Source organism: Shewanella sp. MMG014 (genome assembly GCF_018100775.1).
GTDB lineage: Bacteria > Pseudomonadota > Gammaproteobacteria > Enterobacterales > Shewanellaceae > Shewanella > Shewanella japonica.
This window is the reverse complement of sequence record NZ_JAGJDZ010000002.1, coordinates 331,758-350,372: the sequence shown is the minus strand read 5'-3', so window position 1 is coordinate 350,372 and position 18,615 is coordinate 331,758. Positions and strand designations below refer to the sequence as shown.

18 protein-coding genes are annotated in these 18,615 nt (G+C 39.4%); 10 read left to right on the top strand and 8 right to left on the bottom strand.

All coding sequences use genetic code 11. From position 1 onward, the window contains the following. The first annotated feature begins 192 nt into the window (after window positions 1-192). Window positions 193-1,104: a sulfurtransferase gene (locus tag J8L86_RS04530; protein ID WP_211028933.1), complete on the top strand. Its 912-nt coding sequence runs from the start codon at window positions 193-195 to the stop codon at window positions 1,102-1,104. A 56-nt stretch (window positions 1,105-1,160) separates the two neighbouring features. Further along, window positions 1,161-1,619 (top strand): EVE domain-containing protein, encoded by a 459-nt coding sequence (locus tag J8L86_RS04525; RefSeq protein ID WP_065107892.1) that lies wholly within the window; start codon window positions 1,161-1,163, stop codon window positions 1,617-1,619. A 226-nt stretch (window positions 1,620-1,845) separates the two neighbouring features. Here the strand turns inward: J8L86_RS04525 and J8L86_RS04520 are convergent, their stop codons facing one another. Next, window positions 1,846-2,259 (bottom strand): YccF domain-containing protein, encoded by a 414-nt coding sequence (locus tag J8L86_RS04520; protein ID WP_055023294.1) that lies wholly within the window; start codon window positions 2,257-2,259, stop codon window positions 1,846-1,848. 279 nt (window positions 2,260-2,538) lie between these two features. On the opposite strand from J8L86_RS04520, the gene J8L86_RS04515 reads away from it, so the two are divergent. Then, window positions 2,539-3,522, top strand: a complete 984-nt coding sequence (locus J8L86_RS04515) for a 1-aminocyclopropane-1-carboxylate deaminase/D-cysteine desulfhydrase (RefSeq protein ID WP_247663189.1) — start codon at window positions 2,539-2,541, stop codon at window positions 3,520-3,522. 1,026 nt (window positions 3,523-4,548) lie between these two features. Here the strand turns inward: J8L86_RS04515 and J8L86_RS04510 are convergent. The 4 genes from J8L86_RS04510 to J8L86_RS04495 all read right to left on the bottom strand — a co-directional run bounded on the left by J8L86_RS04510 (window position 4,549) and on the right by J8L86_RS04495 (window position 7,291). Next, on the bottom strand, window positions 4,549-5,244 hold the full coding sequence (locus J8L86_RS04510; RefSeq protein ID WP_055023292.1) for a ChrR family anti-sigma-E factor: 696 nt from the start codon (window positions 5,242-5,244) through the stop codon (window positions 4,549-4,551). After that, complete coding sequence (locus J8L86_RS04505) at window positions 5,237-5,917, bottom strand: sigma-70 family RNA polymerase sigma factor (RefSeq protein ID WP_080915916.1); 681 nt, start codon at window positions 5,915-5,917, stop codon at window positions 5,237-5,239. The genes J8L86_RS04510 and J8L86_RS04505 overlap by 8 nt, the downstream gene beginning before the upstream one ends. A 187-nt stretch (window positions 5,918-6,104) precedes the next feature. Continuing rightward, the gene (locus J8L86_RS04500; protein ID WP_055023290.1) at window positions 6,105-6,653 is read right to left on the bottom strand and encodes an LON peptidase substrate-binding domain-containing protein; all 549 of its coding nucleotides are present in this window, start codon (window positions 6,651-6,653) and stop codon (window positions 6,105-6,107) included. A gap of 101 nt (window positions 6,654-6,754) precedes the next feature. Next, window positions 6,755-7,291, bottom strand: coding sequence for a lipocalin family protein (locus tag J8L86_RS04495; RefSeq protein WP_247663188.1), 537 nt, complete (start codon window positions 7,289-7,291; stop codon window positions 6,755-6,757). 248 nt (window positions 7,292-7,539) lie between these two features. Between J8L86_RS04495 and J8L86_RS04490 the strand changes: the two genes are divergently transcribed. Further along, window positions 7,540-8,481 carry a chemotaxis protein CheV gene (locus J8L86_RS04490; protein WP_065107896.1) on the top strand — a complete coding sequence of 314 codons (942 nt, stop codon included), beginning with the start codon at window positions 7,540-7,542 and terminating at the stop codon, window positions 8,479-8,481. Between the two features lie 136 nt (window positions 8,482-8,617). On the opposite strand, the gene J8L86_RS04485 is transcribed toward J8L86_RS04490, so the two are convergent. Next, a complete protein-coding gene (locus J8L86_RS04485; RefSeq protein ID WP_348772641.1) occupies window positions 8,618-9,259 on the bottom strand; it encodes a hypothetical protein in 642 nt (213 codons plus the stop codon). Between the two features lie 105 nt (window positions 9,260-9,364). After that, a complete protein-coding gene (locus J8L86_RS04480) occupies window positions 9,365-9,724 on the bottom strand; it encodes a DUF2750 domain-containing protein (protein WP_055023286.1) in 360 nt (119 codons plus the stop codon). Window positions 9,725-9,942: 218 nt separating this feature from the next. Here J8L86_RS04480 and J8L86_RS04475 point away from each other — a divergent pair, with 218 nt between their 5' ends. The 3 genes from J8L86_RS04475 (at window position 9,943) to J8L86_RS04465 (ending at window position 12,131) form a co-directional block, all read left to right on the top strand. Next, a complete protein-coding gene (locus tag J8L86_RS04475; RefSeq protein ID WP_055023285.1) occupies window positions 9,943-11,160 on the top strand; it encodes a lytic murein transglycosylase in 1,218 nt (405 codons plus the stop codon). Between the two features lie 141 nt (window positions 11,161-11,301). Further along, complete coding sequence (locus J8L86_RS04470) at window positions 11,302-11,784, top strand: peptidylprolyl isomerase (protein ID WP_055023284.1); 483 nt, start codon at window positions 11,302-11,304, stop codon at window positions 11,782-11,784. Between the two features lie 119 nt (window positions 11,785-11,903). After that, complete coding sequence (locus J8L86_RS04465) at window positions 11,904-12,131, top strand: DUF3389 family protein (protein ID WP_065107899.1); 228 nt, start codon at window positions 11,904-11,906, stop codon at window positions 12,129-12,131. Between the two features lie 167 nt (window positions 12,132-12,298). Here the strand turns inward: J8L86_RS04465 and J8L86_RS04460 are convergent, their stop codons facing one another. Beyond that, on the bottom strand, window positions 12,299-13,327 hold the full coding sequence (locus J8L86_RS04460; protein WP_065107900.1) for a glutathione S-transferase family protein: 1,029 nt from the start codon (window positions 13,325-13,327) through the stop codon (window positions 12,299-12,301). Window positions 13,328-13,804: 477 nt separating this feature from the next. Here J8L86_RS04460 and ushA (J8L86_RS04455) point away from each other — a divergent pair, with 477 nt between their 5' ends. The 3 genes from ushA (J8L86_RS04455) (at window position 13,805) to ushA (J8L86_RS04445) (ending at window position 18,435) form a co-directional block, all read left to right on the top strand. Then, on the top strand, window positions 13,805-15,517 hold the full coding sequence (gene ushA, locus J8L86_RS04455) for a bifunctional UDP-sugar hydrolase/5'-nucleotidase UshA (RefSeq protein WP_211028927.1): 1,713 nt from the start codon (window positions 13,805-13,807) through the stop codon (window positions 15,515-15,517). Window positions 15,518-15,669: 152 nt separating this feature from the next. Continuing rightward, window positions 15,670-16,350, top strand: coding sequence for a carboxylesterase (locus J8L86_RS04450; protein WP_065107902.1), 681 nt, complete (start codon window positions 15,670-15,672; stop codon window positions 16,348-16,350). A 408-nt stretch (window positions 16,351-16,758) separates the two neighbouring features. Then, the gene (ushA, locus tag J8L86_RS04445; RefSeq protein ID WP_211029168.1) at window positions 16,759-18,435 is read left to right on the top strand and encodes a bifunctional UDP-sugar hydrolase/5'-nucleotidase UshA; all 1,677 of its coding nucleotides are present in this window, start codon (window positions 16,759-16,761) and stop codon (window positions 18,433-18,435) included. The last annotated feature ends 180 nt before the right edge of the window (window positions 18,436-18,615 follow it).

Sequence of the window (18,615 nt, the reverse complement as noted above, 5' to 3'; positions counted from 1 at the left end):
ACGTTAGGGAGCTGAAAGGCCGAAGTCGTGGCGTTTTGTTGCCATCTTTTGTGAAGCATATTGATAGGGAAGCAACTGCATATCCCAATTAAAAAATCTTTTGCAAGCCAGCTTAAACCTCACCTTTTCATTGTGTTAATGTATCAAAAACAATGAGTAGCAATTAGCTAATTAAAGCATGGTTGAAAATACATGAATCGAAAACCAATTAATTACCCGTTAATGTCCGTTAGCTGCTTGTATGAAAAATGCAATGATGACGCTGTGATGATTATTGATGTCAGTATGGATAAGGTGATTGGCAAAGAACCTATTATTTATGATGAATTAGTGACGATACCTAATAGTCATTTTCTTGATATTAACGTAGATTTAGTCGATACCGGTAGTGCTGGCGTGCACTCATTTCCGAGCCAAAGCCAAGTGAATAAGGTTATCAATAAGCTGGGTATTTCAGAACATTTAACCCTCGTTTTATATGATAATCAGGGAATATATTCGTCTCCACGTGCGTGGTGGATATTTAACACGTTTGGTTTGAGTAATGTGTTTATTTTAGATGGCGGTCTGCCTGAATGGATTAAACAGGGCTATCCAACTTCATCTGAATATCTAACCATTGATACGAAAAACGTAGAAAGCCTAGCTAATGTTGGCAGTGATATGATCTCATTTATGGACTCTTGTTTCGATGCCCGTCAGCTTGTGTCAAAACAAGAAGTGTTACTCAATCTCACTGATAAAAAATTTACTGTGATTGATGTTCGAGCTACTGCGCGTTTTAATGGCTTGGTTGATGAACCAAGACAAGGGGTGAGAAGCGGCCATATTCCTGACTCAATAAATCTTCCTTTTGCCAATGTGCTAAATGGTAATACATACAAGCATCCTACTGAATTGCGCCATTTATTTTCCAGCATATTACCTGAAGATAGTAAGCGGGTTGTATTTAGCTGTGGCTCAGGGATTACTGCTTATATTGGCTTGGTAGCGCTTATATCAAGTGGTACAGATACAAGGTTATATGATGCTGCCTTATATGATGGATCGTGGAGTGAGTGGGGCAGTGATGCATCTCTGCCGATTGCAAAATCAAAGTTCTAAAAAAAGAAATTTACTAAAACACTCATCAAAAGTAGTTTAAACAATAGGATTGCAAAATGGCGTATTGGTTAATGAAGTCTGAGCCAGACGAGTTCAGTATTGACGATTTACAGCAATGTGAAAACCAAACTGAACCTTGGGAAGGGATCCGTAATTACCAAGCGCGTAACTTTTTACGCGATGCGGTAAAAGTGGGCGATACGGTATTGTTTTATCATTCCAGTTGCAAAGTGCCGGGTATTGTTGGCCTGGCGACAGTATCATCTGAGCCTTATCCCGACCAGAGCGCTTTTGATAATGAGTCAAGTTATTATGATCCTAAATCAGATATTGAAAATCCGCGCTGGGTTGCTGTGGATTTAACTTATCGGCAAACCTTTAAGCAGATTATTACCTTAAAAACGCTTAAAGCTGATCCTCATCTTGCTGATATGGTATTAGTGAGTAAAGGGGCAAGGTTGAGTGTTCAACCTGTGACTGAAGCTGAGTTTAAGTACATTGTTAACTTGGCGTAAGTGCGCCAGTTTAATAAGTTTGTATTTAATAAAGAAAAACACCTTATATCTAAAAAAATAAGGTGTTTTCGTTATAGCGCTTTTTATTACAGTGCTGTTATAACAGCAGTTTTTATTTCAGAGCTTTTCCTGAATTTTGCAAGGCGGCATGTTTCAATACGCTAGTTTTAAATAGGGCACTTTGTAATCGGGCGCTTTGTAATAAGTCATGTGTTAGCCACTCGTGTTAGTAGCTTTCTTTTGCCACAACGGTTTGGCCAATTGGTGTTAAGCTCAGTAGAGCGAGTTTTACGTGTTGTATTGCAAACGGAATACCGATAATGGTAACAAAACAAGCTACAGCATGGGTTAAGTGACCAATCGCGAGCCAAATACCACAGAATAAGAACCAAATAACGTTGCCAATCATGCCCAATGGACCAGTACCAATATCTTCAAATCCTTTTAAATGTTTACGGTTAACGTTTTCCTGTCCAAATGGCCAGAACGCCATTTCACCAATCACGAAGCAAGCACGGCCAAATGGAATACCAATAATACTGATAAAACACAATAAGCCTGCTAGCCACCATGCTAGACCCATTACAAATCCGCCCATGATGAACCATGCGATATTAAAAATTAATCTCAAGACTGACATTGGTGCTCCCTAAGTCATACAAAACTGGTTAATGAAATGACCAATATTCCATTGGTGATAATAATCACTAGAAAGCCAAAACTATGCCAATATTTTTATTAGCTTTTCTGTTTATTTTAAGTGGTTGATAATTATTGATTTTATTTTGATTTGTTTAGAGGGTTAGAAGACATTACTTGACTTAGTTTGGGCTGTCGACAATTGATGATAGCGAAAATCGCTAATAGTTAGTTAAAATACCACTACAGACCATAACTCTTTATTTAAGCGACGTTACTTATGTTTGCAGCTGGCTCTAATGTATCTCTTGCTGATATCTCAATCGACACGCCCGTTGATAAAATGAGATTTGCTGAACGTGAGGTTTTTGTTAAGCGAGATGACTTGATTCATCCTGATTTTAGCGGAAACAAAGCCCGTAAGTTTCAGTTTTTCTTGACCCAGGACTTTCCTCATATCAATAAGGTTATTGGATACGGTTCACCTCAAGCTAATTCATTACATTCACTTGCAGTGCTGGCTAAGTTACGCGGATGGCAGTTAGATTATCATGTGAATCATATCGCTGATTATCTTAAACAAAACCCACAGGGGAACTACCTAGCAGCGCTTAATAATGGCGCCAATATTGTCGAGAAACCTAAACATGTAAGCGGCAATCTTGATAGCTATGTTTCTGATTTAGCGAAGCAAGCATCTGCGAATGAGATCTATATTCCTGAAGGTGGACGATGTGAGTATGCTGCAGAAGGGCTTGAAACATTAGGCATGCAAATTTTGAGTTGGATGCATCAGCAGAATATGACTAGATTAAATCTGTTTTTGCCTTCAGGTACGGGCACAACAGCATTATTCTTGCAACGATTTTTTAAGCGCTACCTTTCGCAGGCGAGTCAGCCTACTGTAACAGTTAATGTAATAACCTGCAGTTGCGTGGGGGGAAACAATTACCTAACGCATCAGTTTAGTCAGTTAACATCACAGAGTGAGTTTCACCCGCATATTGTATCAAATGGTACTAAGTATCACTTTGGAAAGCTTAATCGACAGTGTTATGACATGTGGCGTCGTGTGTGTGATTCTGGCATTGAGTTTGAGCTACTTTATGATCCTGTGGGATTTATCATGCTGGAGCACTTTTTAAATAAAGATTATAAAGCGGAAACTGTCGATAATACTTGGCCTGTTATGTATTTACACCAAGGTGGTTTATTGGGTAATCCAAGTATGCTAGCTAGGTATATACGCAAATATGGTCAGTAAGTTAACTGTAGCTAAGAAAGTTGTTTAAGTATTAGTGCTGGAAGTGAAGCGAATGGGGTTGTTTCATGTTGCTCAGTTCTAATAAACGTCCGGTAAAGTGTGAGAGGAAATACCGAGAAGCGATGTTTATTGAGTAACTGAGCAAATGAATAACGCAAGCGTTATGGAAGGTGTTACTTGTTAGCCGTTATCAACCATTTCATAAACTTTAACGCTTCAGTGCGCTTTGAAAAAGTTGTTTTAGTTTTACCTTGGCTGTCAGTAAAAGCTATTGAGTTTTTGTTTGATGATATTGAATTTACAGGGAAATTGACTGTAATTTCGTGACCATTAATGTTGTATGACATATGCCACACTCCTTTTTTTAATTTTCACCTATCTGGTGAGTAAGTAATAACAATAAAAATCCTTAAGCAGTTGTGTTGCGTAAGTTTGGGCTTATTGAAGCTAATGTGTGTGCTTAAGTTAACTGTGCTTATTACACTGACAAGTCGTGTTGATTATTTATTTTAATCGCCAACTTACTTGCTTTGTCTAGTTGAACACAGGCATATGACAAACAAATGACAATGTTTAACCAAAAGGCGTGACTTGTAGTGTGGGTTTACGAGTGCAGTTATGAATAACAGAAGGGTAAACAGTTAAATACAAGTTAACTTAATAACATTGTGGATAATATGCGTATATTTTTAATATAGCAATACATATTTTACAAAATAGAACAGTTTAAGACTAAAAGGTAAGCGATACGTCTTTTTGTCGTATAAAAACCAAGCTAAAACTGAAAGGGTGTTGATAAAGTTACACTAATTCAGTGTGCTAATGAGTGGTTAACTTCGCTATTTTGTTAAATGGTATCCCTCAATTATGTCATTTCGTATCGAGTTTACGAACGTTTAAACATAAGGTTTGAGCATTGTTATTAAGAAGCCTACTTTAAAAGCTGATTACCTAGTATTAATTCGTTAATTATCAAAATAGAACAGCCTGAAATACAGGCTGTTTATGAACATTTTGATAGGCTATTTAGTAAATTAGTTCACCGATTGGATTAAGCAATTTACTGATACCTTTAGTAAAGTATAAAGGTGCATCGACGACGGTATAACATAAACAACCATCAATGGTTTTAGGACTATGTTCATGCTCAGAATCAAGCATGATAAAGTCACCGGCTGTATAGGTATTGTACTCGTCACTAAATTCACCAGCGAGTAACAAGGTTAGCTCTTGACCTTTGTGGCTGTGCTGTGGGATTTCACCATTTTCAGCAATGTGCAGCAGGCTCGCTCTCGCTTGCTTTTCACCTGTGTCTAATCGTATCCGGTTGACCTTACCGATACCTTGCCAGCTGTTGTTAATTTGCTGGCTAAATGCTCGAGGTAAGGTGTATTCATGTCCTTTAATCGATACGTTAACATGGCTAGCAACATGAGTTTGATTACTTGCTTCAACTTCTTTTGCTTCAAGTACGTCATCTTGCATCATGTCAGCGAGTAGGGCATCTAAGTCTGCGTCTAAATCAGAACTATCAGTGTCGATAGAGGACATCGGCGCGAGTGAAAAGCTGTCGTCTGAGGCTTTTAAAGTTAACGCCATTAATTGCTCAGTGCATTGGGGGCACAGCTCACAATGTGCTGATACCGCGATAGATAAAGATAACGGTAATTGACCCTTCGCATGGAGCGATAACAATTCCTGATTTGGGTGGTACTTAATCATAATGTTTCTCCATGAAGCCTTTTAACTTTTCTAAACCTAAACGTAATCTTGATTTGACTGTACCAATGGGCACTTTTAATTTGTCAGCGAGCTCTTGCTGCGTTAATTCTTGCATGTAGATGCCTTGAACCACTTGCTTTTGCAATGGAGGTAAGTCATCAACATGTTTTAGTAATGTGGCTGATAATTTGAAGTCGTTATCGGTTTCATCACTCTCATCAGATTCAAATAGTGGCCAAATGTCATCACCGTACGCATCTTCACGATTATTTTGTACTTTACGAAGCATGTCGAAGCATTGATTTCGCATAACGGTAAACACCCAGGTACTCACAGCGGCTTTATCGGCGTTGTATAAATGCGCTTTGGTCCACACTCGTGTCATGGTTTCTTGAACGAGATCCATTGCTAAACCTTGTTGGCTTAAACGCTGAACCCCAAAAGCACGAATTTTGGGAGAAAAATGAGCAAATAACTTGGCGAAAGCAGCTTTACTACGCTGGTTGGCCACTTGCATCATCAAATCTGCAAGGTACTTGGCTTCATCGTTGCTGGCTTGATTATCAATTGCGTTATTGTCACTGGAATCATTTGTCGTCATGGCATTATTATTTTTAGATAACATGCCTTTATCATAACGACTTTGAACAGTTTGTGATTGAAAATTTTCCATTTATTTTCGCTCGCATATTCAGACGTTGGTGATGTACATAAATGACGAAAGGTTTTGTATTAGCTGTATTAGCATTTGTTTTACCAATCAATCATGCACTTGTTATTTACCATTACGTGAGACAGCAGGAATGGATCAAAAAATTTCTAGAAAGAGTAAAAGTCAGTGTTTGTGGTATTGGCTTGGGTTACTTAATGATGCTTGTAAGTAATTCTTCGGTCATTTTATGGTTATGACTATTAATGCATTGATATTTTTCTTCTGCGGTAATCGGCATTATTTCTAACCAACGCTGGCATACCCAGGACATGTTATCGAAATCTTGTTTATTGTAATGGGACAGCTGAGCTGGGTATTGTTCAAGTATTTGCTGCAAGGTTTCGCTCAAGAATTTCTGATTGGGGACGATGTCAGAATTTGGCCAATCAGGTAATAGGCTTACGTTGCCACGTTTAAGGCCATCATCTTCGATGTTGAAATCATTGATTTTGAATCGCTGCTGCCCTTGGATACTGATCCCGAGTAAACCATCATCTAACGTTTCAAAATCAATAATGTGTACCCAAGTACCGATTGGCATCAGTTCGTTTTTGCTGTTTAGCATGCACAGTCCAAAACCTTCGCCAGACTTTAATGACTCAGTCACTAGACGCTTGTAGCGCTGTTCAAAAATTCTAAGTTGCGTAAACCCCTGAGGTAGTAAGCAAATCGAAAGCGGAAACAAAGGTAGTATCATAACAGCACCTATATGATGAAAGTGTTATTTGTCGGCTAAGGTTTATTTTTAAATCAACTATATATACGCATACGAATAACACTATGATCATTATTTTTTGGTTAGTTTTGGCTTACCCATATAAGGTCTTGTTCGTTAATGCCCAATGTGCGCATTTTAGACACAAAACGCTGCTTAACATCATCAGAAATCACGGTGTCACGGGCTAAAATCCACGCATATTCGTTATTGGGACCAATGACCAATGATGCTTGATAGTCTCCGTTATCGTCTTTAACTAAATCGTGGATTTGATATGCACCATAAAACGGGCCGAAGAAAGAGACTTTTAAGCGAGCTATTTTTTCAGATTCAATGAAGTAGGCTTTACCTTCTGCTTCTTTCCATTTTTGTGCGTCTGTTAAGTACCCTTTATTGATCACTATGACTTTGTCGCCTTCTACACTGTAATTAGCGGTGACTTGGTTCATACCTCGCTCAAAGGAGTGATCAAGTCTCGCTATTTCGTGCCATGTGCCTAAGTAATTGGTTAGCTGAAAATCATCCACAACGTCAACTTTAGTGTCGAGCATGGTGCAAGCACTGGTAGATAAAAGTAATACAGCAGAGGCGATAGTTTTAATGAATTGTTTACGCATCATATTTCCTTTATGTCTGTAGCAAGGGGGCTTTTTCTGATGTCAGCCAAAGACTTCAGTAATTTAAACTAATGATACGTCGATTTTGGCCGATAAGATCTTATTCAAAATGTGATTGTTTAATTTACATGCAAATTGGTATGTTTTTCTGCAAAACACTGAGTAATTACGATGAAGTCAGCAGTTTTTTGATGTAAATCATTTTATAATTTACGTGAAGCCGATGTTGAGTTAACTGAGAAATAATAATGAAGAAAGTTCTTGATACTGTAGATCAACGCACCCAGCTAGTGGGTGAGAACCGGTTGGAATTACTACTGTTCAAAATAAGCGCAACTCAATTATTCGCAATTAATGTCTTTAAAGTCAAAGAAGTCGTTAAGTTACCAGCACTCAGCGCCTTACCAGGTAGTAACAGCAATATTAGTGGTGTAGCCAACATACGTGGTATGTCGATACCTGTGATAAATCTGCGAGGAGCGATTGGGTTTAGCCCGATGCCTGTATCTGAAGATTGTAACCTAATTATTACTGAATATAATCGCAGTGTGCAGGGCTTTTTAGTAGGCAAAGTTGAGCATATCGTTAACATGACCTGGAGCGACATTATGCCGCCGCCAAAGTCAGCGGGCGCGAACAACTACCTCACTGCAATAACCAAGTTAACTGAGAATGATGTTGAGCGATTGGTGTCTATCATTGATGTCGAAAAGGTGCTTGCTGAAATTATTGATTACGATATTAGTTTGTCAGATGGCGTATTAGATGAACAACTTGCAGAGCATATGCCGGGTAAAAAAGTGCTTATTGTTGATGACTCCTCTACGGCAAGAAAACAAGTCAGAGATACATTAAGTCAGTTAGGTATTGAAATTATTGAAGCGTCAGATGGCTTACAAGCGTTACACTATTTACAAAAGTTAACTGCAGAAGGCATTGATGTCACTACTGAGTTTTTGATGATGATTACCGATGCGGAAATGCCTGAAATGGACGGTTATAAGCTTACCTCAGAAATTCGCGCTGATGAGAAAATGAACGCCTTATATATCACTTTAAACACTTCTCTCAGTGGTAGTTTTAACCATGCAATGGTTGAAAAAGTGGGCTGTGATGAGTTTATTTCAAAATTCCAACCTGATTTATTGGTTGATGTTGTGCAAAAACGATTAAAGACCTTATTGGGTTAATGATTATCGGAATTAGATAATTAAAGTAACAATGAGAGAGTTAACGATTTAAAACGCAAACTATTAAAAAATGTCAAAAAATAAAGGTTAATCATTGTTGATTAGCCTTTATTTTTGCCACTGGATTCAAACAAGATTATTGTTCAAACTCTTCTTTTACCTGTTGTAACAATAGCTTTTGATGCTCACGGGTAATACCAATGTTCATGCGGCATAACCTGATAGCGTAAGCAAATTTCTCTTTGCCGACAATGTTGAGGAGTTCGCAAAGTAAATACTTATTCAATGATAGTGTGTCGCAGTAATGAGTTATGGCTTTGGTTAATGAATTAAAACTAAGTCCGTCAAACTCAAACTGGGGGTGGTAGCCTTGCTCAATATCAATACCATTAAGTACTAACGGCCAACCTTTGGCGTTGATGCGTCCTTTGGCTATTTGATACATCATCCACGCACTTTCTTTAAAGCCTGATAAAATACGGCAGTCAAATCCAGATTCTGCAAGCTCTTCTTCAGTCCAATTAATACCAATGGCCAAGTCTTTGTGGTAAATCTTCATTAAATCGTCTTTAACGGCATCACGGCAATCCCAGATCGACGTTAAGAGGTGCTTTTTAGCAAGCCGACTGCATTCAGTGCATGCGGGTAGTGTTAGCGAAGGATGTGGCGTGCTTGGTTTTGCATAATAGCTGAACACATCATTGCATGGCTCTGCACAAAACCAACATTGATGTCTGAGCTCAAAAGGAATGTCGACTAAAGGAGGTAAATGATTCACTACTGGCCTATATGACATGACGTTATATAAAAAAGCTGCCAAGCATCACAGGTTTGCGATGACATCTAGCAGCTTTGTATTATGTGGCTGTTAACAGCGCAGTACTTATTCCGCTTCTACGTCTACAAGCTCTTTAGCAAGGACGATAGGGTCAACTTCTACACAATCTTCGTTAGCAACCCAATCAATACCGACTAATACGCCGTCTTCATTTAAGTCACCAACCCAATACTCTAAAAACTCATTTAAACTGATTTGTACCGCTTTATAGTCTGCCCATTCTTCAGTACAGTGGCCAGCAGCTTGTGCTTCAGTTGACCATAATGGCATCACATCAGTTTCTTCAAATTCAGAAGAGTCACAGACAACCCAACCTTCGCCCGTTTCATCGGCTAAGCCCCAAAGGACTTGGTGTTCTTTAACGTTCTCAATAAAGCTTGCAACAGCAGGGGTTTGTTCAATCATGATTAGTCTCTTTGATGAATTCAATTAACGTGTCGATTATACGGTAACTCTATTCAATACAAAACACTATTAATCTAATGTGACAAAAGCTGATGAAACATGAAGCTTAATTAACCAGATAAACACATAATTTCGATATTTAAGCCGTATAGGCTCTTGTTTCCTGTATCGCTATCAGTCACGATGTGGACAGTCATTATTTGTAGAAGTATTCATTTATGGTGAGTTCACAGTATTCTTCCGTTTTAAAGTCAGCGTTATTCTTTTCTAGCTGTTTTGTTAGTCTTCAATCTATTGCAGCTGTTGACGATTTTTCCCAATGTGTCGATAAACTCAAAGTAACAGCACGCAGTGAGGGTTTGTCTGAGCAAACTATCAATACTAGCGTGGCTAACCTGAAGTTTATTCCTCGTGTTATTGAGCTTGATAACCAGCAACCAGAATTTAGCCAAACCTTTGGTAATTACTTTAATAAACGCGTAACTGATTGGCGTGTAAAAGAAGGTCGTCGGTTACTGGCTGAAAACCGTGAATTACTTAATAAGTTAACTAAAGAGTATGGCGTTCCTGGGCAATACATTATTTCGTTCTGGGGGTTAGAAACTAACTTTGGTGGCTATAAAGGTAAAATGTCGGTGCTCAATTCGCTAGCAACATTAGCGTGCGATCCTCGACGCAGTGACTACTTTACTAATGAATTGATGCAAGCATTAAAGTTAAAAGAAAAGTATAACTTTGACGATGCGACCATGGTTGGCTCATGGGCTGGCGCTATGGGGCATACCCAATTTATGCCGACAAACTATGCCAAATATGCTGTAGACGGCGATGGCGATGGTAAAGTGGATTTATGGAACAGCACTGCAGATGCACTAACGTCAGCGGCGAATTTTTTACAGCAATTAGGTTGGAAAGCTAACGAGCGCTGGGGTCGAGAAGTGACCTTGCCCGAGAATTATGATTATCAATATCTTGGCCGAAAACACTCACAGCCTTTAACCCAGTGGGCTGCATTGAATATCACCCAAACTAGCGGCAAGCCGTTATCAACTCCTGACATGAAAGCCTCTTTGTATGTTCCATCTGGTCATACAGGGCCTGCGTTTTTAGGCTATGACAATTTTGATGTGATTATGCGTTGGAATCGTTCAGAGTTTTATGCCATTGCAGTCGGTCATTTGGCAGATCGTATCAATGGCGCTGCCCCTTTACATGTTAGTGCGCCAGAACATGGTATGTTCAATCGTAGTGATATTAAAGTTATGCAAGCCAAATTAAATGAACTTGGTTTTGATGTGGGTAAACCAGACGGTGTGCTGGGGCGTAATTCAATTGCGGGTGTACAGGCATTTCAGCGCAGCAAAAATTTAATTGCTGATGGTTTTCCTGATGAGAAAACCTTTGCCGCATTGGGAATGGATATTGGTAACCAATAACCCAGAGTCGTGTTGTTTGCTTACCAGATAATCACTAAATCATTACCAAAGCCGATTAACATCGGCTTTTTGCTGGCAGCTTGTTAGTCGATTTGTTAAGCTGCGGCAACTATTGAAATCGAAGTGAATTAAGGATATTCGATGACAGCTCAAGATAATATGGTAGTGCGCTTTAACTACACATTACGCGATGAACAAGGCGAAGTAATTGAAACCAACGAAGGTGGTTCGCCAATCGCTTATTTACACGGCCATGACAACATGATGCCGGGTATTGAAGATGCCATTGCTGGCAAAGAAGCTGGCGCGAAATTCAGCGTGACACCGCCTGCAGCAGATACGTATGGTGAACGTATGGAATCGGCTGAGCAGCGAGTGTCGGTTAAGCATTTACAAGGTGCGAAAGTCTGGAAAGCGGGCATGCCTGCGATTGTTAACACTGAGCAAGGTCAACGCCAAGTCACAGTTGTTAAAGTGGGTAAGTTTATGGCGACGATTGATACCAATCATCCTCTATCAGGCCGTGAATTAACTTTTGACATTGAAGTGGTTGATATCCGTGAAGCCACTGATGAAGAGATTGCTCATGGCCATTCACATGGTGAAGGCGGTCATCAGCACTAATCTACACAATATCAACGCCGAGCTAATGCTTTAATAGAGCATTAATGCCAATCCCAAGTGAGTTAATCACTTGGGATTTTTATTTCCAGTATTATGCTGGTAGAGATTGGATTGTATAAATGATTATTGAGTTTTCTCAAGGTAAATTAGTCGTCACCCCATTTGAAATACAATGTCGTTTAAATGTCAGCAAGGTCGTATTGACCGCTATGGTTGATGACATCAAATGCATTGCTGAACGTTTACTTATTATCGCTGATGCTGGCGCTGTGCGCTGGAGTATACAGCTTGATAATAATCAGCAGTTTTACGAAGCCATTGACGTTCTGGGCATAGCTCCTGAATAAATGGTTCCTGAATAAATGGTTCCTGAATAAATAGCTCCTGAATAAATGGCTCCTGAATAAAAATCCCTTGAATAAATGTCCCTGAATCTATTGTTTCTGAATAAGTGGTTTTTAATCATTGATTCGATGAGATAAACCCAAAAACAGCAACTGGGTTGCTGCATTTTTTATCGCTCATTTTCTAGCCTATTATTTAACTCATCACGAAAATGTGGCGTCATATAGTCAATGATAGGCCCTGCTGGCACAACTTGGGTGGGATTAATATGCTGGTGGCTATAGTAATAGTGCTGCTTTATATGTTCTTGATTGACGGTTGCTGCAATACCAGGTTGTTGGTATAAGTCTCGTAAATAGCCTGATAGTTGTGGGTAGGATTCAATAGTACGCAAATTGGTTTTAAAATGACCGACATAGACACTATCAAAACGGATCAAGGTGGTGAATAGTCGCCAGTCGGCTTCGGTGATTGTTGAACCAGTCAAATAGCGTTGTGTCGTAAGGCGTTTTTCTAACGTGTCTAAAGCATCAAACAGCGGGAACACGGCATCATGATACGCTTGCTGTGTCGTGGCAAAACCTGCTCGATAAACACCATTGTTAATCTTGTGATAAACCAGTTCATTAATAGTATCGATTTCACTACGTAAGCGCTGCGGGTAATAATCTTCTTGATTGCCAGTTATCAAATTAAACTCACTGTTAAACATACGAATAATTTCAGACGATTCATTACTGACAATGGTTTTATGTTTTTTATCCCAAAGCAGCGGCACTGTGACACGCCCGTTATAATTGGGCTTAGCTTCTTGATAAACTTGATATAAATAGTCTTTTTGCATTAATGGGTCAGAAACTGCACCGCTAATGCTTTTTGCCATAGGTGATTGGTTTTTGCCGCTAAACTCCCATCCGTTACTGAGCATGTGAGGCTCGACCACTGAAACGCTGATATGGTCTGCCAATTGCTTTAATTGCAGAAAAATTAAGGTGCGATGAGCCCACGGACAGGCAAGGGATACATATAAATGGTAACGATTTGATTCCGCTTTAAACCCTGCTTCACCAGTTGGGCCAGCCGAACCATCTTGAGTGATCCAGTTTCTAAGTTGGGCGTCTTCTCTGACAAATGTTCCACCGTTTTCTTTAGTTTCATACCATTGATCGACCCATTGACCGTTTTGTAGTAACCCCATATTACGCACCTAAAATTGATAGTGAATCATTGAGTATAATGGTCGATTAAGTAGAGCATAAGCGCAAAAATATAACCCTATCTATCGATTTTGTAGAAGGGTTAAGTTAATCGGTTCCATTGCTATCGTAATTTACTGAAATGTCAACCTGCTAATTTTGACGTTTAATTGGTCATTGGAGCGTGCGTTTTTGTTTATGCATAATTGAACCAAGCAGATGTTTTGTATAAACCTTCATGAAATTAGCAGTTTATCGGGTTTGTTTTTTCAATGTTCTTAATTCGGAACTGGTTTTTATTTACGGCATTGTTATTGTTGCTAAGTTCGATGTAATGCCCTTTGTAAGATATTGTTATTGTTGAGTTAAATGTCACGTTTTGTCATGTGGATGACATATTACTTTGTCAGTGTTTGATACCATTCAATCAGAGCTGGGTAGCTCGTAAATATAACAATATATTGATTAGGGGTTAGATCATGAAAAACACGTTATACAAAGGATTAGTGGCAACAGCAGTGATTGCTGCCTTATCAGGTTGTAGTAGCGACGACGATAAAGACCAAACAGCATGTGAAGCAGCGGGTGATGCTTGTACTAGCTTTACGGTCATTCATACCAACGACAACCATGGTCGCTTTTGGGAAAACAGCGACGGCGAATATGGCATGGCAGCACGTAAAACGGTGATTGACCAAATTCGTGCAGAGGTAGAAGGCCGTGGTGATGAAACGATTTTATTATCAGGTGGTGACATCAACACTGGTGTACCAGAGTCTGATATGCAAGAAGCGATTCCTGACTTTGTAGGGATGAACTTACTCGGTTATGACGCAATGGCGGTCGGCAACCATGAGTTTGATAACCCGCTAAGTACTTTGAATATGCAATCTACTTTAGCAAACTTCCCAATGCTTGCGGCTAACATTTACGATAAAAATGCGGATGAGCGTTACTTTGAACCTTACCGTGTATTCGATATCAATGGCCTTAAAGTTGCGATTATCGGTTTTACGACTGTAGATACGCCTAAAATCGTGAATCCTGAAAACGTTGAAGACTTAACGTTCACAGATCCTCAAGTTGAGCTACCAAAAGTCTTAGCTGAAATTGAAGCTAACGAAGAAGTCGACATGGTGTTCGCTGTAACACACATGGGTCACTATGCTGATGGCAACCACGGTACAGAGGCACCGGGCGATGTGATGCTCGCTCGCTCAGTAGAAGAAGGGCAGTTGCATGCGATTATCGGTGGTCACTCTCAAAATCCAGTGTGTATGGAAGGGGATGAGTACGCAGATTTTGCACCAGGTGATGAATGTAAACCTGATCAGCAAAACGGCACTTACATCATGCAAGCGCATGAGTGGGGTAAATACGTAGGCCGCGCTGACTTTGAATACATGGACGGTGAGCTAACGTTAGCCAACTACTCATTAATACCAATTAACTTGAAAGAAGAAGATGATAACGGTGAATTAGTCTTTATCACTGAAGAAATCGAAAAAGATAAAACGGTTTACGATATGTTAAAACCATATCAAGAACGTGGCCAAGAATTACTTGATGTCGTGATTTCATACACTGACGGTAAGTTAGAAGGCGACCGTGAAGTGGTGCGTGTTGAGCAAACTAACTTAGGTAACTTACTCACTACGGCTTACTCAGAATTTGTGACGAATAACTTCAATGTTACAGCTGATTTTGGTGTAATGAACTCAGGTGGTATTCGCGCATCAATTGCTGAAGGTGATATCTCTTACCGTGACGTATTAACTGTACAACCATTTGGTAACTTTGTCGCTTACGTGACAATGACAGGTAGCGAAGTAAAAGATTACTTAGCTAACGTAGCAGTTAAAACTGGTGGTGGTTACCCACAATTGAATAATGTTGCTATGGATGTTCAATGTACTGAAGGTACTGTCGAAATTGCTTCACTAGGTGGCCGTGCATTTGATGAACAAGAAAACTATACATTCTCTGTGATTCATTTCAGTGCTGCTGGTGGTGATGATTACCCAATTATCAATCAACACCCTAATTATATTGATACTCAGTTAACCGATGCTGCAGTATTCCGTGAGTACTTTGTAGCTAATCCTGAGATATCAGCAGAAGATTATGCGCCAGTAGAAGGTCAATTAAACTTTTACCGTGACGGTACACTAGTTAAAAGTTGTGCTGAATAATAGGTGCTGATAGCAGCTCTTTATTTAAAGAAACTCAGTTAATCAAAAAGGTAGCTTAGGCTACCTTTTTTGTTTTTCATTCTTAAGTTTCCGGTTAACGGACTAGATTGTTTAAGTTAAGATAGCCGCAAAAAATTAAAAGGGAATAAATCATGTCGTCTGCAACTACTGAACTTGAACGTATTACTGTTGAACCTACTACTGCAGCCACTGCTTGTGTCATTTGGTTACATGGCTTAGGTGATTCGGGAGCTGGCTTTGCACCAGTGGTGCCTTTATTGGGGTTACCACAAGATCACAGCATTCGATTTGTTTTTCCACATGCTCCGGAACAACCCGTAACCATTAACGGTGGTTACATCATGCGCTCATGGTATGACATTAAAAGTATGGACTTACATGACCGTGCAGATATTAACGGTGTATTAGCATCAGAAAAATCGGTTAAAGCGCTGATTAATGAACAAATTGAGTCGGGTATTGCTGCTGAAAATATTGTTTTGGCTGGCTTTAGCCAAGGTGGCGTGATGAGTTTATTTACTGGTTTGCGTTTTGAGCAAACATTAGCTGGCATTATGGCGCTGTCTTGTTATTTGCCTGCTGGCGAAGCATTACCTGAAGGTTTACATCCATCAAATAGCCAAACCCCTTTATTACAACACCATGGTGAGCAAGATGAGGTCGTCCCTTTGTTTGCAGGTAAGATGGCCTATGATGCCTTAAATAAAGCCGGTTATGCGTCGACTTGGAAAACGTTCCCTATGCCGCACAGTGTTATTCCTGAACAATTAACAGAAATCGGCCAATGGATCGCAGGGCGATTAATTAACTAGTTGTTTCAGTAAAAAGATAATGCCTCTGTTATAGCAGAAGTATCAGTTAGAGTAATAAATAGCGTTAAATAAAAGGCTTAAGTGAAGCGACTTAAATAAGTTGGCTAGCTTAAGCTTTTTTTATTTTTAATGGGTAATAGTCACTTTAAATGTTGTTCTTAAATAAAGATAATCTACTTCAAAATATATAACTAAACATCTGTTATTTAAGGTTTTGATTTAAAAAAACTGACATGAATTGATGGTAATTTGTTATTATATTCTGCGAATTTTGTAATCAATATACGTTTACTGTTAATACCAAGGTTTAAACGATTGCGCTTTATAGTGCTAATGACCTGACTCTTTACGGATAAAATAATGAAAAAAACGATTCCGACGTTTTTGGCTTCCGCTTTGAAAACCAAAATGAGTAAGACAATACTGCCGTTACTTATTGCCACGAGTGGGTTGGTGGCTTTATCTGGCTGTGAACAACGGCCACAATGTGACGATAACAACTGTACTAAATTTACTGTGCTACATACCAATGATAATCACGGACGCTTTTGGCACAATAAAGCGGGCGAAGCAGGAATGGCTGCGCGATTTACTGTGATTGACGGTATTCGTAAAGAAGTGGCTGCGCAAGGTGGTCATACACTGGTGTTATCAGGCGGTGATATTAACACCGGTGTACCAGAATCTGATTTACAAAAAGCAGTACCTGATTTTATTGGTATGAACATGATTGGTTACGATGCCATGGCCGTTGGTAATCATGAATTTGATAACCCTTTATCTGTTTTAGATGAGCAAGCAAAGCTGGCTAACTTTCCAATGTTAGCGGCAAATATTTATCATAAAGATACTCAAGAGCGCTATTTTGAGCCTTACAAGATGTTTACCTTGGGGGATTTGAATATTGCGGTAGTGGGTCTGACGACAGATGATACCCCTAAGTTGACCAATCCTTTACATACCGAAACGCTGACCTTCACTAATCCTATTGCAGAAATGAAGCAGCTTATTCCACAAATAAAGGCAAATGAAAAAGTCGATCTTGTTTTTGCTGCAACGCACATGGGCCATTATGAAAATGGCGAATTTGGTAGTAATGCACCAGGTGATGTCACTATGGCTCGTGAGCTTGAAGAAGGCATGCTTGATGCGATTATCGGTGGACACTCCCAAAACCCTGTGTGTATGAGTGGTCGCAACAGTGAGTATGATAAACGCTTTATGCCGGGGGACTCATGTCGCCCAGATAAGCAAAATGGCACGTATATAATGCAAGCTCACGAATGGGGACGTTATGTAGGCCGTGCAGATTTTGAGTACATTAATGGCAAACTTTATTTAGTCGACTATCAATTAATTCCTATTAACCTTAAGCGTATGGCTTTTGGTAAAAAGTTAGCTTGGCCAGTTGCTGAGCCAATTGAACGAAATGCGGAAGTTGAAGCTGTGCTTAAACCTTACCAAGATAAAGGCAGTGCTGAACTCGATGTTGTTATTGGTCGCGTAAATGGTTTATTGCAAGGTGAGCGCAAAGTTGTACGTTCTCAGCAAACCAACCTTGGTCGTTTGATTGCAAAAGTGCACAGTGAAAAAGTGCGTGCTGATTTTGGCATTATGAATTCAGGTGGTGTAAGGGCATCCATTCAAGCAGGCGAGGTCGCATATCGTGATGTATTAACGGTACAACCTTTTTCAAATACCATAGGTTTTGCTGAAATGACTGGTGAAAAGCTGGTTAAATACTTATCAAAAGTAGCGTCCAATACGCGTACTAGCGGCGCTTATGCACAGTTTTATGGTATTGATATGACAGTGAAATGTCGCGATCAAGATGTTGAGATCCATAGCATAAACAACAAGCCTTTTGATATTAACGAAACTTATACCTTCTCGATCCCAAGCTTTAGCGCCGCAGGCGGTGATAACTATCCTAAGATTAATATTTTAGAAGCAGGCTATGTGGATGCTATTGAGCTTTATGATTATATTAAGACGCAACAGCAAATTAATATTGAAGATTATGAGCCAAATGGTGAAGTTAAGTTTGTTCAGTCTAAGAGTAGTTTAGGGTGCAGTATTTATTAATACTCACCTTTATAAGCCCCTAATGATGGCTGTAAAGTGACACTGCAATACTCAATATAGTTAAAGGCAACCGTAAGGTTGCCTTTTTTATTAAATAAAATAATTTTTAAGTTATTGAATTTTATTGATTAAAATTTATTTATGAAATAAAAATGAAATTAATTTATCAAGTTTACTTGA

Bases quoted from the DNA above. Each gene is read 5' to 3' on its own strand.
- J8L86_RS04530 (WP_211028933.1), top strand. From the start codon at position 193: ATGAATCGAAAACCAATTAATTACCCGTTAATGTCCGTTAGCTGCTTG.
- J8L86_RS04525 (WP_065107892.1), top strand. From the start codon at position 1,161: ATGGCGTATTGGTTAATGAAGTCTGAGCCAGACGAGTTCAGTATTGAC.
- J8L86_RS04520 (WP_055023294.1), bottom strand. From the start codon at position 2,259: ATGTCAGTCTTGAGATTAATTTTTAATATCGCATGGTTCATCATGGGC.
- J8L86_RS04515 (WP_247663189.1), top strand. From the start codon at position 2,539: ATGTTTGCAGCTGGCTCTAATGTATCTCTTGCTGATATCTCAATCGAC.
- J8L86_RS04510 (WP_055023292.1), bottom strand. From the start codon at position 5,244: ATGATTAAGTACCACCCAAATCAGGAATTGTTATCGCTCCATGCGAAG.
- J8L86_RS04505 (WP_080915916.1), bottom strand. From the start codon at position 5,917: ATGGAAAATTTTCAATCACAAACTGTTCAAAGTCGTTATGATAAAGGC.
- J8L86_RS04500 (WP_055023290.1), bottom strand. From the start codon at position 6,653: ATGATACTACCTTTGTTTCCGCTTTCGATTTGCTTACTACCTCAGGGG.
- J8L86_RS04495 (WP_247663188.1), bottom strand. From the start codon at position 7,291: ATGCGTAAACAATTCATTAAAACTATCGCCTCTGCTGTATTACTTTTA.
- J8L86_RS04490 (WP_065107896.1), top strand. From the start codon at position 7,540: ATGAAGAAAGTTCTTGATACTGTAGATCAACGCACCCAGCTAGTGGGT.
- J8L86_RS04480 (WP_055023286.1), bottom strand. From the start codon at position 9,724: ATGATTGAACAAACCCCTGCTGTTGCAAGCTTTATTGAGAACGTTAAA.
- J8L86_RS04475 (WP_055023285.1), top strand. From the start codon at position 9,943: ATGGTGAGTTCACAGTATTCTTCCGTTTTAAAGTCAGCGTTATTCTTT.
- J8L86_RS04470 (WP_055023284.1), top strand. From the start codon at position 11,302: ATGACAGCTCAAGATAATATGGTAGTGCGCTTTAACTACACATTACGC.
- J8L86_RS04465 (WP_065107899.1), top strand. From the start codon at position 11,904: ATGATTATTGAGTTTTCTCAAGGTAAATTAGTCGTCACCCCATTTGAA.
- J8L86_RS04460 (WP_065107900.1), bottom strand. From the start codon at position 13,327: ATGGGGTTACTACAAAACGGTCAATGGGTCGATCAATGGTATGAAACT.
- ushA (WP_211028927.1), top strand. From the start codon at position 13,805: ATGAAAAACACGTTATACAAAGGATTAGTGGCAACAGCAGTGATTGCT.
- J8L86_RS04450 (WP_065107902.1), top strand. From the start codon at position 15,670: ATGTCGTCTGCAACTACTGAACTTGAACGTATTACTGTTGAACCTACT.
- ushA (WP_211029168.1), top strand. From the start codon at position 16,759: ATGAGTAAGACAATACTGCCGTTACTTATTGCCACGAGTGGGTTGGTG.